12 protein-coding genes are annotated in these 18,870 nt (G+C 49.7%); 7 read left to right on the plus strand and 5 right to left on the minus strand.

What is annotated here, in order from left to right; genetic code table 11:
• Window positions 1–202 precede the first annotated feature (202 nt).
• The 3 genes from KCG54_RS03335 (at window position 203) to KCG54_RS03345 (ending at window position 3,366) form a co-directional block, all read left to right on the plus strand.
• On the plus strand, window positions 203–1,135 hold the full coding sequence (locus KCG54_RS03335) for an ABC transporter ATP-binding protein (protein WP_254324647.1): 933 nt from the start codon (window positions 203–205) through the stop codon (window positions 1,133–1,135).
• A complete protein-coding gene (locus KCG54_RS03340; protein ID WP_254324648.1) occupies window positions 1,132–2,262 on the plus strand; it encodes a hypothetical protein in 1,131 nt (376 codons plus the stop codon). Before KCG54_RS03335 ends, KCG54_RS03340 begins: the two co-directional genes overlap by 4 nt.
• A 96-nt stretch (window positions 2,263–2,358) precedes the next feature.
• Complete coding sequence (locus tag KCG54_RS03345) at window positions 2,359–3,366, plus strand: IS5 family transposase (RefSeq protein ID WP_254324649.1); 1,008 nt, start codon at window positions 2,359–2,361, stop codon at window positions 3,364–3,366.
• A gap of 249 nt (window positions 3,367–3,615) precedes the next feature.
• On the opposite strand, the gene pgmB is transcribed toward KCG54_RS03345, so the two are convergent.
• The 3 genes from pgmB to KCG54_RS03360 form a co-directional block, all read right to left on the minus strand.
• On the minus strand, window positions 3,616–4,281 hold the full coding sequence (gene pgmB, locus KCG54_RS03350) for a beta-phosphoglucomutase (RefSeq protein WP_254324650.1): 666 nt from the start codon (window positions 4,279–4,281) through the stop codon (window positions 3,616–3,618).
• 12 nt (window positions 4,282–4,293) lie between these two features.
• Complete coding sequence (locus KCG54_RS03355; protein WP_254324651.1) at window positions 4,294–6,552, minus strand: glycoside hydrolase family 65 protein; 2,259 nt, start codon at window positions 6,550–6,552, stop codon at window positions 4,294–4,296.
• Window positions 6,553–6,628: 76 nt separating this feature from the next.
• Entirely contained in the window at window positions 6,629–7,981 is a 1,353-nt protein-coding gene (locus KCG54_RS03360) for an SLC45 family MFS transporter (protein WP_036493892.1), read from the minus strand.
• Between the two features lie 343 nt (window positions 7,982–8,324).
• Here KCG54_RS03360 and ettA point away from each other — a divergent pair, with 343 nt between their 5' ends.
• Window positions 8,325–10,001: an energy-dependent translational throttle protein EttA gene (ettA, locus tag KCG54_RS03365; RefSeq protein WP_254324652.1), complete on the plus strand. Its 1,677-nt coding sequence runs from the start codon at window positions 8,325–8,327 to the stop codon at window positions 9,999–10,001.
• A gap of 65 nt (window positions 10,002–10,066) precedes the next feature.
• Here the strand turns inward: ettA and KCG54_RS03370 are convergent, their stop codons facing one another.
• Window positions 10,067–10,702, minus strand: coding sequence for a TetR family transcriptional regulator (locus KCG54_RS03370; RefSeq protein ID WP_254324653.1), 636 nt, complete (start codon window positions 10,700–10,702; stop codon window positions 10,067–10,069).
• A 226-nt stretch (window positions 10,703–10,928) separates the two neighbouring features.
• On the opposite strand from KCG54_RS03370, the gene KCG54_RS03375 reads away from it, so the two are divergent.
• From KCG54_RS03375 to KCG54_RS03385, 3 genes are read left to right on the plus strand one after another with little or no spacing between them, the layout of a single operon-like run.
• Entirely contained in the window at window positions 10,929–12,197 is a 1,269-nt protein-coding gene (locus KCG54_RS03375) for an efflux RND transporter periplasmic adaptor subunit (RefSeq protein WP_254324654.1), read from the plus strand.
• 11 nt (window positions 12,198–12,208) lie between these two features.
• The gene (locus KCG54_RS03380) at window positions 12,209–15,421 is read left to right on the plus strand and encodes an efflux RND transporter permease subunit (protein WP_254324655.1); all 3,213 of its coding nucleotides are present in this window, start codon (window positions 12,209–12,211) and stop codon (window positions 15,419–15,421) included.
• 55 nt (window positions 15,422–15,476) lie between these two features.
• Window positions 15,477–16,883 carry an efflux transporter outer membrane subunit gene (locus KCG54_RS03385; RefSeq protein ID WP_141759934.1) on the plus strand — a complete coding sequence of 469 codons (1,407 nt, stop codon included), beginning with the start codon at window positions 15,477–15,479 and terminating at the stop codon, window positions 16,881–16,883.
• Window positions 16,884–16,957: 74 nt separating this feature from the next.
• Here the strand turns inward: KCG54_RS03385 and KCG54_RS03390 are convergent, their stop codons facing one another.
• Entirely contained in the window at window positions 16,958–18,295 is a 1,338-nt protein-coding gene (locus tag KCG54_RS03390; RefSeq protein WP_254324656.1) for a GTPase/DUF3482 domain-containing protein, read from the minus strand.
• Between the last annotated feature and the right edge of the window lie 575 nt (window positions 18,296–18,870).

The following is an 18,870-nucleotide window of genomic DNA, read 5'->3' on the forward strand; positions in this document are numbered from 1 at the left end:
ACAAAACTGCATAAATTGCCAACGACCGCAATATCGATAAATAAACCTAATGGGATCATCTGAAAAATACCATGTTTTTCAGACGGCCTTTTTATAATTTTGATGCTATCTAGAAAATATTTTTGGTAGCATTCAATGTTATGATGATGCATTATTGAATATGTCAGCGGCTATAAGGCCGTCTGAAATATAAGGACAACTGATGATAAAAATTGAAAATCTGCATTTTCATTACGATGAACGGCAAGTACTGCATGATATTTCGGTACAGCTTCCTCAAGGAAGCATTACAGGGCTGATTGGGCCGAATGGTGCTGGTAAATCGACACTGATGCGATGTATGGCTGGTTTGGAGAATCCGAGTAGTGGGAAGGTTCTTTTAGATGGACAGCCTGTTTTAGAAAATCCTCGAGAGAGTTATGCCAAATTAGGCTATTTGCCTGATATTTTTGGATTGCCGCAGAATCTTACTGTTTTGGAATGTTTGACTTATGCTGCCAGTTCGCGCGGGGTTCCAGAGAAAAATTTGCCTGAAATTCTGAGTGAAACTGTTCAACTTTTGGGTTTGGAGGATAAGCTTGGTAGTTTTATCAGTGAGCTTTCGCGAGGTCAAAAGCAACGCGTAGGTATTGGCCAGGTCATTATTCACAAGCCAAAATTTTTATTGTTGGATGAACCTGCTAGCGGCCTGGATCCTGAAGCACGGCATGAGTTGTCGTTGTTGCTGCTTAAATTGCAGAAGGAAGGTATGACGATATTGGTATCCAGTCACATTTTGTCTGAATTGGACGAATATTGCAGCCATATGCTTGTTATTAAGCAAGGCAGAATTCAGGCGTTCCAGGCACTGCAGGATGAAAATACTGATCGTCAAACTGTGCGCCTGTGTTTTGCAACTGAGGAAATCAGTGTTGCGGCAGATGTATTGCAAGGATTGGATTACGTTTATGATATAAAAGTAGATGATTCTGCATTGTTGGTATTAATTGATTCAGGCGATGAGGCACGTGTACGGCTTATCCGTGATGTTGTGTTTAGGGATTTGGCGTTGAGTGGGGCAGATATTGTGAAAACTACTTTGCTGCAAAGTTATCAAAACAGTTTGCAGGTCAAAAAACAGGGAGAAGCTGCATGAATCGTATCAAGTCGCCAAAAATTATGGTAAACGCGGAGTTTCAGCGATTGCTATGGTTGAATTTAAACTGGGGTATGGTTGCCGGTATATTTATTTTGTATGGGCTGTTTGCTATCACTAAACGGGCAGGTTCTGAATGGTCAGACCATTTGATTATGGTAGGTGGGTTTGGTTTGGCTCTGTCAGCTTTGGCCGGTTATATTTTGATAGAAAGGAGTTTTAAACAAGATATATCTTCCAATGCATTTGACCAGTTACGAATGTCTTCTTTATCGGCGTGGCAGATGGCTTATTCACGAGTTTTGGCTGCGCCCGTTTTGGCATGGGTGGGGTTTGTTATAGGCTGGTTGGTATTGGGTTTGGGAGTGCTACTTGATAATGGAGAAACTCCTCAATTACTGTATTCCTTTGCAACTATCCCATTTACTGCATGGACGGTTGCCTGTTTGATCGTTGTCAACGCGTTACAGTTTGGGCGCGGTCCACGGCAATATACAGGCTCAATATTGCAGCTAATCCTACTGTATATCGTATGCATGGTTTTCTTCGCTGATTTTTCAAGCGCAGCATCAGAGGCATTTTACTCTGAGGAGAATAGTGGTGAATTTCACAGTGTCCTTATGAATTATGATATTACAAACATGCCTTTGGAACTTTTAATTTCAGCGGGTATGGGTGCAGTTTTTTCAGGGATAGCAGTATATGCCGCTATGGCATTGAAACTTTACTTGCAATCTTCAAGGCGTGTATTCCTGATTTTGACAGTCTTATCACCTATTTTATATTGGTGGGCTTTAGCAGATAAAAATGTATTTTGGTGGATGGCATCCGTCAATTATTCAGGTTTGGCTTTAGTTTCTTTGGTTGTACAGGATTTTCGGTTTCAATCGCTAAGCAAGAAAGTACGATGGTACGATATCCCTGCCTGGTGGGTATTGTTGCCCTTGGCGATCATATCCTCGTTTATGTTGGCTGGTGGTGTACTGTTGATACCGTTTATACAAATCGGTTGTTTGGTTTGTATACTATTAATTTGCTGCAATATGAGAGCAACTCGCTTTAATAGTATTACACTGGGGTTATCTGTGTATTTGTTGGCCCGTTCGCTGTGGGCACTTGCATTTTAGAAATACCGACAAGAGCTTTGCAAAATTCTCTAAGAGACCTTTGCAAAATTCCCCAAAATCCCCTAAATTCCCACTAAGACATTTAGGGGATTTTCCATGAGCACCTTCTTCCAGCAAACCGCCCAAGCCATGATTGCCAAACACATCGACCGTTTCCCACTATTGAAGTTGGATCAGGTGATTGATTGGCAACCGATCGAACAATACCTGAATCGTCAAAAAACCCGTTACCTTCGAGACCACCGCGGCCGTCCCGCCTATCCCCTGTTGTCCATGTTCAAAGCCGTCCTGCTCGGCCAATGGCACAGCCTTTCCGATCCCGAACTCGAACACAGCCTCATCACCCGCATCGATTTCAACCTGTTTTGCCGTTTTGACGAACTGAGCATCCCCGATTACAGCACCTTATGCCGCTACCGTAACTGGCTGGCGCAAGACGACACCCTGTCCGAATTGCTGGAACTAATTAACCGCCAACTGACCGAAAAAGGCTTAAAAGTAGAGAAAGCATCCGCCGCCGTCATTGACGCCACCATTATTCAGACCGTCGGCAGCAAACAGCGTCAGGCCATAGAAGTCGATGAAGAAGGACAAGTCAGCGGACAAACCACACCGAGTAAAGACAGCGATGCCCACTGGACAAAGAAAAACGGTTTATACAGAATCGGTTACAAACAACATACCCGCACCGATGAGGAAGGCTATATCGAGAAACTGCACATTACCCCCGCCAATGCCCATGAGTGCAAACACCTGTTGCCTTTGTTGGAAGGACTGCCCAAAGGTACGACCGTCTATGCCGATAAAGGCTATGACAGTGAGGAAAACCGGCAACATCTGGAAGAGCATCGGCTGCAGGACGGCATTATGCGCAAAGCCCACCGTAACCATCCGCTGTCGGAAACGCAAACCAAACGTAACCGATATTTATCGAAGACCCGTTATGTGGTCGAACAAAGCTTTGGTACGCTGCACCGTAAATTCCGCTATGCGCGGGCAGCCTATTTTGGTTTGATTAAAGTGAATGCACAAAGCCATCTGAAGGCGATGTGTCTGAACCTTTTGAAAGCCGCCAACAGGCTAAGTGCGCCTGTTGCCGCCTAAAAGGCGGCCGGATGCCTGATTAATCAGGTATCCAAGGAGGATTAAGAGGGTATTTGAGTAGAATCAGTGGATATTTGAAACAAAAACAGCCGAAAACCTGTGTTTGGATTTCGGCTGTCGGAAAGAAAGGAATTTTGCAAAGGTCTCTCTAAGTATCTTGGTAGAAGTTTAGGGGATTTTAGAAAGATCTTAGGCCATCTGAAAACCTAAAATTTGGTTTTCAGACGGCCTTTTTACTTCCCTAATATTTTATCTGCCCGACTGTTCCCACACGTTTTGCAAGTAGGCGTAGGTCAGCTCGGCGGTGTCGGACACCAGCGCGATGTCGCTGCCCAAGTCTTCGGCTTTGCCCACGCCGATGGGCAGGGCGCCGGCGGCTTTGATGGCGGTGACGCCAGCGGCGGCGTCTTCAATGCCGATGCATTGGCGGATGTCCACGCCCACGCCCTCGGCGGCGGCGAGGAAGATGTCGGGGGCGGGTTTGGAATGCGCGACGGCGGCAGGGTCGGCGACGGCGTCGAAGAAGTGAGTCAGCCCCATGCGCTCCAGCAGGAATGGGCCGTTTTTACTGGCGGACGCGAGGGCGATTTTTTTGCCGTTTGCCCTCAATGCTTCCAGTAGCGGCAAAATGCCAGGGTACACGTCTTCGGGTTTGACTGCCTGAATCATTTCGACGTAGTTGTCGTTTTTGCGGCGAGTCAGTTCGGCGAACTCGGCTTCGCTGACGGTTTTGCCGCCGTGCGCAAGGATGCATTTGAGCGAATCGTCGCGCGACACGCCTTTGAGCTGCTCGTTAAACTTGCGGTCGATGCTGATGCCCAGTTCTTCGGCAAGCTTTTTCCATGCGCGGTAGTGGTATTCGGCGGTGTCGGTGATGACGCCGTCGAGGTCAAACAGGACTGCGGTAAAAGTCATTTTGCGCCCTCCTTATTTTTCCAACGCGACGGTGTGGCTGCCGTTGAGCGTGATGTCTTTGCCGTACACCTGCAAATCGAGCGGTTCGCCTTTGAGCAGGGTGAAGACGACGTTTTCTTTGCCGACGGCGACTTTAATCAGACGGCCGCGGTAGTTGATGTGGAAGGCATAGCCTGTCCACGCACTCGGCAGGAACGGTGCGAAGCTGAGTTTGCCGCCCCAAGTTTTCATTTGGGCGAAACCTTGGACGATGGCGAGCCACGAGCCGGTCATGGAGGTGATGTGCAGGCCGTCTTCGGTGTCGTTGTTGTAGTTGTCCAAGTCCAGGCGGGCGGTGCGCTGGTACATTTCTACCGCTTTTTCTTCTTTACCCAATTCGGCGGCGAGAATAGAGTGGATACATGGAGACAACGAGCTTTCGTGCACGGTCATCGGCTCGTAGAAGTCGAAGTTACGGCGTTTTTCGTCCATGCTGAAACGGTCGCCGAAGAAGTAGATGCCTTGCAATACGTCCGCCTGTTTGATGAATGGCGAACGCAGGATTTTGTCCCACGACCATTTCTGGTTGAGCGGCAAATCGTCCGGCGAAAGCGCGGACACGGGGCGGATGTCTTTGTCGAGGAAGCCATCGTGCTGCACGAATACGCCGAGTTCTTCGTCATGCGGACGGTACATATTCGCACTGATGTCCGCCCATTTTTCCAACTCGGCGGCACTCACGTTCAAATCCGGACGCGGGTATTTCGCCAGGGCTTCGCGGGTGTAGTCCAATACCCATGCGGCGAGGGTGTTGGTGTACCAGTTGTTGTTGATGTTGTTTTCGTATTCGTTCGGGCCGGTTACGCCGTGAATCATGTATTTGCCGTTGCGTTTGGAGAAGTGGACGCGGTCCGCCCAGAAGCGGGACACTTCGACCAAGACTTCCAAGCCTTCTTTGGCAAGATAGCTTTCGTCGCCGGTGTAGTTGGTGTAGTTGTAGATGGCGTAAGGAATCGCGCCGTTGCGGTGGATTTCCTCGAAGGTGATTTCCCATTCGTTGTGACACTCGATGCCGGTAAACGTCACCATCGGATAGAGTGCGCCTGCCAAGCCCTGTTCGCGCGCGTTGTGCTGCGCCTGCGGCAGTTGGTTGCGACGGTATTGCAGCAGGTTGCGGGTAACTTCGGGTTCCGCCAGTGCGAGGTAGAGTGGTACGGCGTAGGCTTCGGTGTCCCAATAGGTCGCGCCGCCGTATTTTTCGCCGGTAAAGCCTTTCGGGCCGATGTTCAGGCGTGCGTCTTCGCCGTAGTAGGTGGAGAACAGTTGGAACAGGTTGAAACGGATGCCTTGCTGCGCTTCGTCGCTGCCTTCGATGACCACGTCGGCGATTTCCCAACGGTGCAGCCAGCCTGCTTTGTGTGCGTCCAACAAGGTTTCAAACGCAACGCCTGCGATTTTTTCCGACAAGGCGCGGCCTGCGGCTTTCACTGCTTCCAAGCCTTGATAATCGCGGCTGGTGGTAACAATCACGCGTTTTTCAAAGGTTTCGGGCGTGCCGCCGACTTCGGCTTCGAAAGAATTGGAGACCTGCCAATCGGTTTGGCTGCCGCCGAGGGCTTTGAAGCTGCCGGCGAAGGTTTGCTCGGCGTTGACGATGAATTGTTCCACGCCGAAGGGATTGGCGACGGTTTGGGTGGCAATGTAGGAGCGGTCGTCTGAAACGCCTTTGTCCAATACTTGCCAGAATTTTTCTTCGTAGTTGGAGTCTTCGTTTTTCACGTCGGCGTCGATGATGGAATCGATGCGGACTTGGTGGGTTTTGCCGTCAACGGATACGGCTTCCCAGCGGATGAGAGCCAGCTCTTTTTGCGCGACGGACAGGAATTTGCACACATCGAAACGCACGCCGAATACGGTGAACGAGCGGCGCAACACGCCGTGCTGCATATCGAGTTCGACGGAGAAGTCGGCAACGTCGTTTTTCGCCAAGTCCACTTCTTGACCATCGACAAAGATTTTGACTTTGCTGAAATTGAGCGCATTGATGGCTTTGCCAAAATATTTAGGATAGCCGTTTTTCCACCAGCCGACGCGGGTTTTGTCGGGGAACCACACGCCGGCGATGTAGGTACCCAAGTGACTGTCGGCGGAGTAGGTTTCTTCAAAGTTGCCGCGCATGCCCATATAGCCGTTGCCCAAGCTGGTCAGGCTCTCTTGCAGTCGTTTGTGCTCTTTTTCCAGTTTGGTCGAACGCAGTGTCCAAGGGCTGACTTCCATGATTCTCGTGTACATTTATGAAGCTCCTGTTATTAAAATTGTCAGATCGGCAAAGGTTTCAGACGGCCTTTGCCGATGGTGTTGAAACGGATTATTCGCCGTGGGTCTCTTTAATCAGGCATACTGAGAAAGCCCCCATCAGCAAGACTGCGCCGGCAACCAAGAACATGGTTGCCTGATGGCTGCCCAGCATAGGGAAGAGGACGAAACTCAGCAGCGAAGCGACGATTTGAGGCATACAGATAGAGCCGTTGAACAGGCCCAAATAAGTACCCATGTGTTTGCCTGAGAGGGCATTGGTCACAATCGTCAAAGGATAGGTAATGATACCGGCCCACGCAATACCGATTAAGGTATAAGACAACACCAGCGCGTATTGGTTGCTGATGAAGAAAACGGAGAAGAAACCGAGCGCACCCAAAGCCAAGCAACCGAAATAACCGGCTTTATGGTATTTATTCGGTACTTTTGCCAGAATAAACGAGCAGATAACAGCAGCAATGGATTGTACCGCCGCCAAAACGCCGTACCAGTTGCCTGCTTCTTGGTAGCCTACGGAAGAAGCATCGGTTGTCTGCCAAACGTTTTCCGCAATCGCGCCTGCCGAGTAAGTCCACATATATTGGAAGGCAAACCAGCAGAAGAATTGTACCAAAGTAACCGTCCAAAACGCTTTAGGCGCGGTTTTCAAAAGTTCGAACCAGTTGGCTTTTTCCTGATTCGCAGCGACGTCGATGCCGTGATAGCGGGCGTAGGTTTCCGGATCGTATTCTTTGACTTTGAAGATGGTGAACGCACTGGTAATAATCAGCAATGCCGCGCCCACATAGAATGCTACGACAACAGTCTGCGGCACGACGCCTTTTTCGGCCGTGTTCGCCAAACCGATATACGCGAACACAAACGGCAGAATCGCCGCCACAACTGCACCCGTATTCGCTAAGAAACTTTGAATGCCGTAGGCGTAGCTTTTCTGCTCCTCGTTGACCATGTCGCCGACCATCATCTTAAACGGCTGCATCGCCATATTGGAAGATACGTCCAACAGCGCAATCATCAGCGCGCCGAACGACAAAGCCGCCAAAGAAGCGTAGCCAAAACCGAAGCTGCCCGAGTTGGGCATCAGAATCATCACGATGACGGCAATCAGCGTGCCGTAAAGCAGATAGGGCAGGCGGCGGCCACCCAGGCGCGGCATCCAAGTGCGGTCTGAGTAGTAGCCCACAATCGGCTGCACCAGCATACCGGCCAGCGGCGGCAGGATGAAAAACCAGCCCAAATTGTGCGGGTCAGCGCCTAGCGTTTGAAAAATTCGGCTCATTTGCGAGCTTTGCAGGGTAAAGGCCGTCTGAACGCCGAGATAGCCGAAGCTCAGCATCCAAATCGTACTTTTTGCCAGTGAGGGCAAACCTTGTTTTGTTGTTTTTTGCGTATGTTCAGACATGAGGCAAATCCTTATTTTAAAAGTATTTGTATTGGGAAATCTGAAATTGTTTTTAGCGCGGTGTTTCTTTGTCGTTATTATTTGTTTATGTACTTTCAAGGATATAGGCGCATTTTATGGAGCGTATCGAATATTGGCAATGTTTGTTCAAAGATAAACTGGCTTAAATCAAATTTTTTACGGTTTCGTGTTGAAAATTTTGGAGAATGAAAGCATTGGTTCGGCTTTGCTGCATCTTGTGATGCTGATTTCTATTTTCAGACGGCATTTGAACAAGCAGGTATTTGAGCAATCGGTTAAAATGGGCCGTCTGAAATTTGTTTGAGCGAATCGAGAAAAAACCATGTCCCAACAATACGTCTATTCTATGCTGCGCGTGAGCAAGGTTATGCCGCCGCAGAAAACCATCATTAAAGATATTTCCCTTTCCTTCTTCCCCGGCGCGAAAATCGGCCTGCTCGGTTTGAACGGCGCGGGCAAGTCCACCGTGCTGCGGATTATGGCGGGTGTGGATAAGGAATTCGAGGGCGAAGCCGTGCCGATGGGTGGCATCAAAATCGGCTATCTACCGCAAGAGCCGGAGCTTGATCCTGAAAAAACCGTGCGTGAGGAAGTGGAAAGCGGTTTGGGCGAAGTGGCTGCGGCGCAGAAACGTTTGGAAGAAGTGTATGCCGAGTACGCCAATCCTGATGCGGATTTTGATGCGCTGGCGGAAGAGCAGGGCCGCTTGGAAGCGATTATTGCGGCAGGCTCGTCCACGGGCGGCGGTGCGGAACACGAATTGGAAATTGCTGCCGATGCGCTGCGCCTGCCGGAATGGGATGCCAAAATCGGCAATCTGTCCGGCGGTGAAAAACGCCGCGTTGCCTTGTGCAAACTCTTGTTGAGCAAGCCCGATATGCTGCTGCTGGACGAGCCGACCAACCACTTGGATGCGGAATCGGTCGAATGGCTGGAGCAATTCTTGGTGCGCTTCCCCGGTACGGTGGTCGCGGTAACGCACGACCGCTACTTCTTGGACAACGCCGCCGAATGGATTTTGGAACTTGACCGCGGCCACGGTATCCCATGGAAAGGCAATTACTCGTCTTGGCTGGAGCAGAAAGAAAAACGCTTGGAAAACGAGGCGAAATCCGAAGCTGCGCGTGTGAAAGCGATGAAGCAGGAATTGGAATGGGTGCGCCAAAATGCCAAAGGCCGCCAAGCCAAGTCCAAAGCGCGTCTGGCGCGTTTTGAAGAAATGAGCAACTACGAATACCAAAAACGCAATGAAACGCAGGAAATCTTCATTCCCGTTGCCGAGCGTTTGGGTAACGAAGTGATTGAATTTGTGAACGTTTCCAAATCGTTTGGCGATAAAGTGTTGATTGACGATTTGAGCTTTAAAGTGCCTGCGGGCGCGATTGTCGGCATCATCGGCCCGAACGGCGCGGGTAAATCTACGCTGTTCAAAATGATTTCAGGCAAAGAGCAGCCTGATTCCGGCGAAGTAAAAATCGGCCAAACCGTGAAAATGAGCCTGATTGACCAAAGCCGCGCAGGTTTACAAAACGACAAAACCGTGTTCGACAATATTGCCGAAGGCCGCGACATTTTGCAGGTTGGCCAGTTTGAAATTCCTGCCCGCCAATATTTGGGACGCTTTAACTTCAAAGGCAGCGACCAAAGCAAAATCGCAGGTCAATTGTCGGGCGGCGAACGCGGCCGTCTGCACTTGGCAAAAACCTTGTTGAGCGGCGGCAACGTCTTGCTGCTGGACGAACCGTCCAACGACCTCGACGTGGAAACCCTGCGCGCGTTGGAAGACGCATTGTTGGAATTTGCCGGCAGCGTGATGGTCATTTCGCATGACCGTTGGTTCCTCGACCGTATCGCTACGCATATTTTGGCTTGCGAAGGCGATTCGAAATGGGTGTTCTTTGACGGCAACTATCAGGAATACGAAGCCGACAAGAAACGCCGTTTGGGCGAAGAGGGCGCAAAACCGAAACGTATCCGTTATAAACCGGTAACACGTTAATTAGGTTTGAACCAAAAGGCCGTCTGAAACTTTTAATGTTTCAGACGGCCTTTTATTTTTGATGTTTATGATTGTTTTCTTAATTGCGGATGGTTTTCCAATGTATCAATGATGATTTCAATCATGCGTGGGGCAGTTTGCGCCAAATCGAAGCCTTGACCTGAAGAAAGCCAGCGCCAAATCAAGCCGTCTAATGAAGACTTGATGAAGATGACTGCCATATCGATATCCAAATTATCCGCCAACGCTTTTTGTTGTACCGCATCAGTCAGGACGGCAACGATTTTTTCACGCCATAGCGATTGGTGTTTTTTAGCGATGGCAATGACCGCCTCGTTTTGCTCGGTGTGTTCGCATTTTAAAAACAAAATGCTGTGGAATTTATAGTGAAGCTCGTTGTGTTGCAGTCGCTCGAAAAAACGGGTCAGGGTCAGTCGGAAGCTTGACCAAGCCTGTTCGTTATTATTGTTCGAGTCTTCTTTTATGCAGCTTTCGATGTCGTCGCAAATCCGTTGGAACAAGGCGTCAAACAAATCTTCTTTGTTTTTGAAATGCCAATACAGCGCGCCGCGCGTTACGCCTGCGGCTTGGGCGATTTCGTTAAGCGAGGTGCGGGCAATGCCTTTCTGATAAAACGTATCCAATGCGGCAAGAATGAGATATTCTTTGGTTTTTAAGGCTTCGGTTTTGGTTCTTCTCATAGTTGTTTTGTAGGAAATGTAAATTTATGGTTCGGATTATAAAAAATTACTTCTGAACATGCAAGAATGCATGTATAATTTAATTCAATACTTGATAGTGTTTCTCAACACTATATAATCAGCCTGTTTTTCATAAAAGCAGGCAATTTCTGTTTGCGAAATATGAGATTAAAGTAATCAATTTTTAATTAGTCAAACCCTTATTTATCATAGAGATAGGAAAATTATGGCTCTTTATGCTTCTAAAATGATGCGTGTCGCGGCGATTGCGGCGGCTACTGCATTGGCGCTTTCTGCTTGCGGCAAAGGCGATGAGAAGGCAGCCGGCCAACAGGCGCAAGGCAGTCAGCAACAGCAAAATCAACCTGCGCCTGAAGTCCGCGTGGTTACCGTGCATCCGGAAACCGTTGCATTGACAACCGAGTTGCCGGGCCGTCTGGAATCGTTGCGTACTGCCGAAGTTCGCGCCCAAGTCGGCGGTATTTTGCAAAAACGCCTGTTCCAAGAAGGCAGCTATGTGCAAGCCGGTCAGCCTTTGTACCAAATCGACAGCTCATCTTATGAAGCAAACTTAGAAAGCGCACGCGCCCAGTTGGCGAGTGCGCAAGCGACTTTGGCTAAAGCGAATGCCGACTTGGCCCGCTACAAACCGCTGGTTGCCGCCGATGCCATCAGCCAACAAGAATACGATGCGGCCGTAACCGCCAAGCGTTCAGCAGAGGCAAGCGTCAAATCTGCACAAGCAGCCATCAAATCTGCCGGTATCAGCCTGAACCGCTCCCGCATTACTGCGCCGATTTCCGGCTTTATCGGTCAATCTAAAGTTTCTGAAGGTACGCTGTTGAATTCCGGTGATACTACTGTTTTGGCCACTATCCAACAAACCAATCCGATGTATGTCAACGTTACCCAGTCTGCGAGTGAGGTCATGAAACTGCGTCAACAGGTTGCCGAAGGCAAATTGTTGGCGGCAAACGGCGCGATTGCAGTGGATATCAAATTTGACGACGGTACCGTTTACCCTGAAAAAGGCCGTCTGCTGTTTGCAGATCCGACTGTCAACGAAACAACCGGTCAAATTACCTTGCGCGCCGCCATTCCTAACGACAGAAATATCTTGATGCCGGGCTTGTATGTGCGCGTGTTGATGGAGCAAGTGGCAGTAGATAATGCATTTGTAGTGCCGCAACAAGCAGTTACCCGCGGTTCGCAAGATACTGTGATGGTAGTGAATGACAAGAGCGAAATGGAAGCGCGTGTCGTGACCGTTGCCCAACAGCAAGGTAGCAATTGGGTTATTACAGACGGCCTTAAAGACGGCGACAAAGTGATTGTTGAAGGCATCAGCATTGCCGCTATGTCGGGTGCTAAACAGGTAACGCCGAAAGAATGGACGCCGCCTGCAAGCGCTGCGGCAGCAACACCGGCAGTTTCAGACGGCCAAGCTGCATCCGAGGCCAAGCCTGAAGCTAAAGCTGCATCTGAAGCCAAATAAGGAACGCGTGAATGTCTAAGTTTTTTATTGACCGCCCCATCTTTGCATGGGTTATTGCGATTTTTATCATCGCAGCGGGTATTTTCGGCATTCAAAAACTGCCGATTTCCCAATATCCGTCCGTTGCTGCACCGACTATTACTTTGCGCGCTACTTATCCGGGCGCTTCGGCTCAGGTAATGGAAGACAGCGTACTGGCCGTTATCGAACGTAATATGTACGGTGTGGAAGGTTTGGACTATATGACGACTTCTGCCAATTCCAGTGGCAGCGGCAGCGTCAGTCTGACGTTTACACCGGAAACCAATGAAGATTTGGCGCAGGTAGACGTGCAGAACAAATTGTCGGAAGTGTTGTCCACATTGCCGTCTACCGTACAGCAATATGGTGTAACCGTATCTAAAGCGCGTTCCAACTTCTTGCAAGTGGTCATGCTTTCTTCTGAAAAGCAATCCATTGAGGAAATGAACGATTACGCCCAGCGCAATATCATTCCTGAACTGCAGCGTATTGACGGGGTAGGGCAGGTACAATTGTTTGGTGCGCAACGCGCCATGCGTATTTGGGTTGACCCGAAAAAACTGCAAAACTACAACCTGTCTTTTGCAACGGTAACTAACGCACTGGCTACTCAAAATATCCAAATTTCTGCAGGCTCTATCGGTTCTTTGCCGGCGGCTGCAGGTCAGACTATTTCAGCAACTGTGACGGCGCAAGGTCAGCTGAGCACTGCTGAAGAGTTTGGCAATATCATTCTGGTATCCAATACCGATGGTTCTAATGTCTATCTGAAAGATGTTGCCAAAGTCAGCTTGGGTATGCAGGACTATTCTACTTCCACACGTTTGAACGGCGTGAATACCACCGGTATGGCAGTGATGTTGTCTAACAGCGGTAACGCTTTGGCAACGGCGACTGCCGTGAAAGAAAAAATGGCGGTTTTGCAGAAGTATTTTCCAGACGGCATGAGCTGGAAAATTCCTTACGATACTTCCAAATTTGTGGAAATTTCGATTGAGAAAGTGATCCATACGCTTTTGGAAGCCATCGTATTGGTATTCTTGGTGATTTATCTCTTCCTGCAAAATATCCGCTATACGCTGATTCCGACTATTATCGTGCCGATTTCCCTGTTGGGCGGTTTTGCCTTTATCTCATATATGGGTATGTCGATTAACGTATTGACCATGTTTGCGATGGTATTGGTAATTGGTATTGTGGTCGATGATGCGATTGTGGTCGTTGAAAACGTTGAGCGTATTATGGCGAGCGAAGGTCTGCCGCCTAAGGCTGCAACCAAAAAAGCGATGAGTCAGATTTCCGGCGCGGTGATCGGTATTACTGCCGTGTTGATGTCCGTATTTGTGCCGCTGGCAATGTTTAGCGGTGCAACCGGTAACATTTACAAACAGTTTGCCCTGACCATGGTGGCATCGATCGGCTTCTCCGCATTCCTTGCTTTGACGCTGACTCCGGCATTGTGTGCCACCATGCTCAAGCCGATTCAGAATGGTCATCACGAAGAGAAAAAAGGTTTCTTCGGTTGGTTTAACAAGAAATTCGACAACTGGACACACGGCTACGAAGGCTGGGTAGCCAAAGTCTTGCGCAAGACTTTGCGCATGATGGTTGTCTATATCGGTTTGACTGTTGTGGGCGTATTCCTGTTTATGCGTCTGCCGACTTCCTTCTTGCCGACTGAAGACCAAGGTAACTTGATGTTGAGCGTACAGCTGCCTGCCGGCGCGACCAAAGAGCGTACCGATGCAACTTTGGCTCAAATCACCCAACTGGCGAAATCTGTACCTGAGATCGAGAACATTATTACCGTTTCCGGCTTTAGTTTTAGCGGTTCCGGCCAAAACATGGCTTTGGGCTTTGTCATTCTGAAAGACTGGAGCGAACGTACTGCTCCGGGCAGCGATGCGACTTCTATTTCCGGTAAGTTGACCGGTATGATGATGACTACGCTGAAAGACGGTTTCGGTTTGGCGATTGTGCCTCCTGCCATTATGGAATTGGGTACAGGCTCCGGCTTGACGATTTACCTGCAAGACCGTAACAACAGCGGCCATGCTGCATTGTTGGCCAAGCGCAATGAGTTGATTGACAAAATGCGTAAAAGCGGTTTGTTTAACCCAAGTACCGTTCGTGCGAGCGGTTTGGAAGATGCGCCGCAGTTGAAAATCGACATCAACCGTGCCGCAGCAGCCGCACAAGGTATTTCGTTCTCTGATATCCGTACTGCCTTGGCTTCTTCTTTGGGTTCGTCTTATGTCAACGACTTCCCGAATCAAGGCCGTCTGCAACGCGTAATGGTACAAGCTGATGCGAGTGCCCGTATGCAGCCTGCCGATATTCTGAACCTGACTGTGCCGAACAAATCCGGTGTTGCCGTACCGCTTTCTACCATTGCTACTGTTTCTTGGGAAAATGGTATGGAACAAAGCGTCCGCTTCAATGGCTATCCCGCTATGGAGATCTCCGGCTCGCCTATCAGCGGCGTATCTTCCGGCCAAGCAATGGCTGCGGTACAGCAAATGGTTGATGAAATGGGCGGCGGTTACAGTCTGGAGTGGGGCGGTCAGTCTCGTGAAGAGGCCAAAGGCGGCTCGCAAACTGTCGTGTTGTACGCATTGGCCGCTGCCGCTGTATTCTTGGTATTGGCTGCTTTGTACGAAAGCTGGTCTATCCCGTTGGCGGTTATCCTTGTGATTCCGTTGGGCTTGATTGGCGCGGCATTGGGCGTGACCGGTCGTAACATGTTTGAAGCGCTGCTGGGCAGTATTCCAGCATACGCCAACGATATCTACTTCCAAGTCGGTTTCGTTACGGTGATGGGTTTGAGTGCGAAAAACGCGATTTTGATTATCGAGTTTGCCAAAGACCTGCAAGCGCAAGGCAAGAGCGCGCTTGAAGCTGCGCTTGCCGCCGCACACTTGCGTTTCCGTCCGATTATCATGACCTCGTTCGCCTTCATCTTGGGCGTGGTACCGCTTTATGTTGCCAGCGGTGCCAGCTCCGCCAGCCAACGTGCGATTGGTACGACCGTGGTCTGGGGTATGTTGATCGGTACGATTCTGTCTGTGTTCCTTGTGCCTTTGTTCTATGTGGTTGTGCGCAAATTCTTTAAAGAAACCGCACACGAGCATGAGATGGCCGCCAAACACGCCGCTGAAGCCGGCATGATTGAAGACGGTAAACACGATTCAGACAAGCACTAAAGCAAAGGCCGTCTGAAAATTTTCAGACGGCCTCAAAATGCTAAAGGATTCTAAAATGAAGAAGATTACATTCAAACCTGTACTGACCGCCGTTGCCGCAGCTGTGGCTTTGTCGGCCTGTACCATGATGCCGAAATATGAGCAGCCTCAAGTTGCCGTTGCCGATACGTTTAAATACGACACTGTTGACGACGGTATCCGCGCCGCTGAATTGGGTTGGCAAGACTACTTTGCCGATCCGCGCCTTCACCGCTTGATCGACATCGCATTGGAACGCAATACCGATTTGCGTACAGCCGCACTGAATGCGGAAATCTACCGCAAGCAATATATGATTGCGCGTAATAACTTGTTGCCAACCGTCAATGCCAGCGGTACAGGTTCGCGTCAAGGCAGCTTGAGCGGCGGCAGCGTCAGCAGCCAATACAGCGTGGGTTTGGGCGCAGCCTCTTATGAACTTGACCTTTTCGGCCGTGTCCGCAGTACTAGCGAAGCCGCGTTGCAAGGTTATTTCAATGTGGCCGCCAACCGCGATGCCGCCCATCTGACCTTGATTTCTACCGTTGCCAAAGCCTACTTTAACGAACGCTACGCTGAAGAAACCATGGCATTGGCACAACGCGTATTGCAAACCCGTGAAGCGACTTACAAGCTTTCACAATTACGCCATAAGGCCGGTGTGATTTCCGCCGTTGATTTGCGCCAACAGGAAGCATTGATTGAATCAGCCAAAGCCGATTACGCATCCGCGGTAAAAAACCGCGAGCAAGCGCGCAATTCCTTGGCTATGTTGATTAATCAACCTTTGCCCGAAGATTTGCCTGCCGGTTTGCCTTTGAGCAAGCAGTTCAAATTGACCAAACTGCCTGCCGGTTTGAGTTCGGACGTGTTGCTCAACCGTCCGGATATCCGTGCGGCCGAACACGCGCTCAAACAAGCCAATGCCAATATCGGTGCGGCACGTGCGGCGTTTTTCCCACGCATCAGCCTGACCGGTTCGGTTGGTACCGCTTCCGGCGAGTTGAGCGGCCTGTTTAAGAGCGGCACAGGTATTTGGGCTTTTGCACCGTCCATCACATTGCCTATCTTTGACTGGGGCACAAACAAAGCCAATCTTGACGTAGCCAAACTGCGCCAACAGGCACAAATCGTTGCTTATGAAGCTGCTGTTCAATCCGCATTTAAAGACGTTTCTAATGCTTTGGTTGCGCGTGAACAGTTGGATAAAAGCTATGCCGCTTTGAGCAAACAAAGCCGTGCCTACAACGACAGCCTGCGCCTCATCAGCCTGCGCTACAAACATGGCGTATCCAGCGCATTGGATTTACTGGATGCCGAGCGCAGCAGTTACAGCGCAGAAACTGCTCTTTTGGCTAATCAGCTGACCCGTTTGGAAAACCTTGCCGACTTGTATAAAGCACTTGGCGGCGGTTTGAAACGAGAAACCAAAGCTGCTGAATAAGTATTTGCCTGCTAAGATTAAAAGGCCGTCTGAAACATTTGGGTTTCAGACGGCCTTTTTGTTATGCGGCAATTCTAAGCTTTTAATTTCTTGCTTAAAGTGGCGACATAGGCTGCGCGTTCGTTACGGCTGGCTTCGGGCTGGTGTGTGTTGAGCGAAGACCATTTGCGGTTGCTGCGTGCTTTATTGAGTTCGCTTGGCAATTTGGCCGCATTCCATGGCGCTTTGCGTTCTTTTAGTTCAATATGAGATTGAGCCGCATGGCCTCGTGTTTGCAAGACGTGCAACAAGTCCAGTGCGCGTGCGGCGAGCAGGGTAAGGGTCTCAGGATCAGTATGCAGGGTTTGTCGGCCGTTGATTTTGTCGGTGATGTCTTGGGCATTGGGCAAAATGCCGCCCAACAGTCCGCCGATGGCTGTGCCCAAACCAAGCGATCCGCCAAGCGTGGCAATATCCAAGCCTAAGCCGATGAGTGCGCCTGCGGTTGCGCCGGTACCGGTACGGATGCCGTAATGTTTGAGCAATTCGCTGTCAAACGGATCTTGTTTGAAGGCTTTGGGCATCCATGTGCTGTCGCTGCCGACTTCGTCGTGATAGAAGCGGTAAAGTGTGAACAGGCGTTGTTGCATTTGCCGCTCAAGTTGACGGATTTCCGATTGCATGACTTCCAAAGTCGGGGCCGGGTCGTCGTTTTCGGCAATTTCTTGGGTGAATGCGGCGGCATCCAGCAGAAAATCGGCAATTTCACGGCGCGCTTCCGTATCCAGCCGTTGCCACTCGCGACGGCGCATATTGATGAGGCGGTCGAGGATGTCGCGCTTAGGTAACATGGTGGCGAGGTTGTCCCACAATCGGATTTCGCCTTCAAAGTCGAAGGCAACGGTATCGAAACCGGCGTAAACATGCAGGTTTCTGCGGGCGAGCATATTGGTCCAAGCGGTCAGGTCTTGATTTTGGGTAAAGTTGAACACGGGCATGATGGGCTTGGCGCACCAAGACAAAATGGTCAGCTCGTCTTTGTATTTGTCGAGGACGGGTTCCCGCGCATCGATGACGTACATGGCCATATCGCTTTGCATGACTTGGCGCAGCACTTTGGCCTCTTGGTTGAACTCGTGATGCGCCTCATGACTGCTGAGGAATTGCTGGATGCGTTCGATACCGTCATCGCGTGCGGATGTGTGGGTTTCCAGCCAGTCCAACACGCCGCCTGCATCTTCAAGGCCGGGTGTATCGTAGAGGTAAACCAAGCTGTCGTCGCCGTCGTTGATAAGGGCCTCTTCGACATGGCGCGTGGTGGATGGCGCGTTTTTCACTTCACCGAAGGTGCTGTCGCGCAAAAGCGTACGTAAGAGCGAGGTTTTGCCTGTGTTGGTATGGCCGACAACGGCAAGGGAGAGTGGGGTGGTCATGGTCTTTGGGTCGGGTTGATATGGACTATGAATGTGTGAGTATGGAGCCGTTTATCTTTAGTGGCAATATATGTTTCAGACGGCCCTAAATTTTTTTTATATATGGGCGAAAATAGCAAGAAAAAGAGGGGAGTAGCGCCTTTGTTGTTTTTTAGCAAAATACTTGAAAATAGATAGGAAAACAGTTGACAGGAGGGTAGAAGGCTAGGATAATTCGCGCCGTTGAGTTGCTTGATGCAGCTTGATTTTTCTCCTCTATTTCTCCTTTGTAGACTTGGCGCATATCGAAACGGTATGCGCATTTTTTTATCTGCATTGAAACATGATTACATTTAAAATCTGTTAATTGAATAATTAAGAAACTTTACAAGAAAAATGCTTGCGCGGTTGAATATCTTGTTGCATAATTCGTTTCGTTAGCTGGTTCGAGTAGTCAGTTAATAGTTTCTCCTCTATTTCTCCTTTGTAGACTTGGCACACATTCTGTCGGATGTGTGCATTTTTTTTTGCTCCTTTAAAATAAAGGCCGTCTGAATGTTGCAATCTTTCAGACGGCCTTTGTTTGTTGAATAGAA

The sequence above is a fragment of the Neisseria subflava genome, assembly GCF_024205705.1.
Classification (GTDB): domain Bacteria; phylum Pseudomonadota; class Gammaproteobacteria; order Burkholderiales; family Neisseriaceae; genus Neisseria; species Neisseria subflava_D.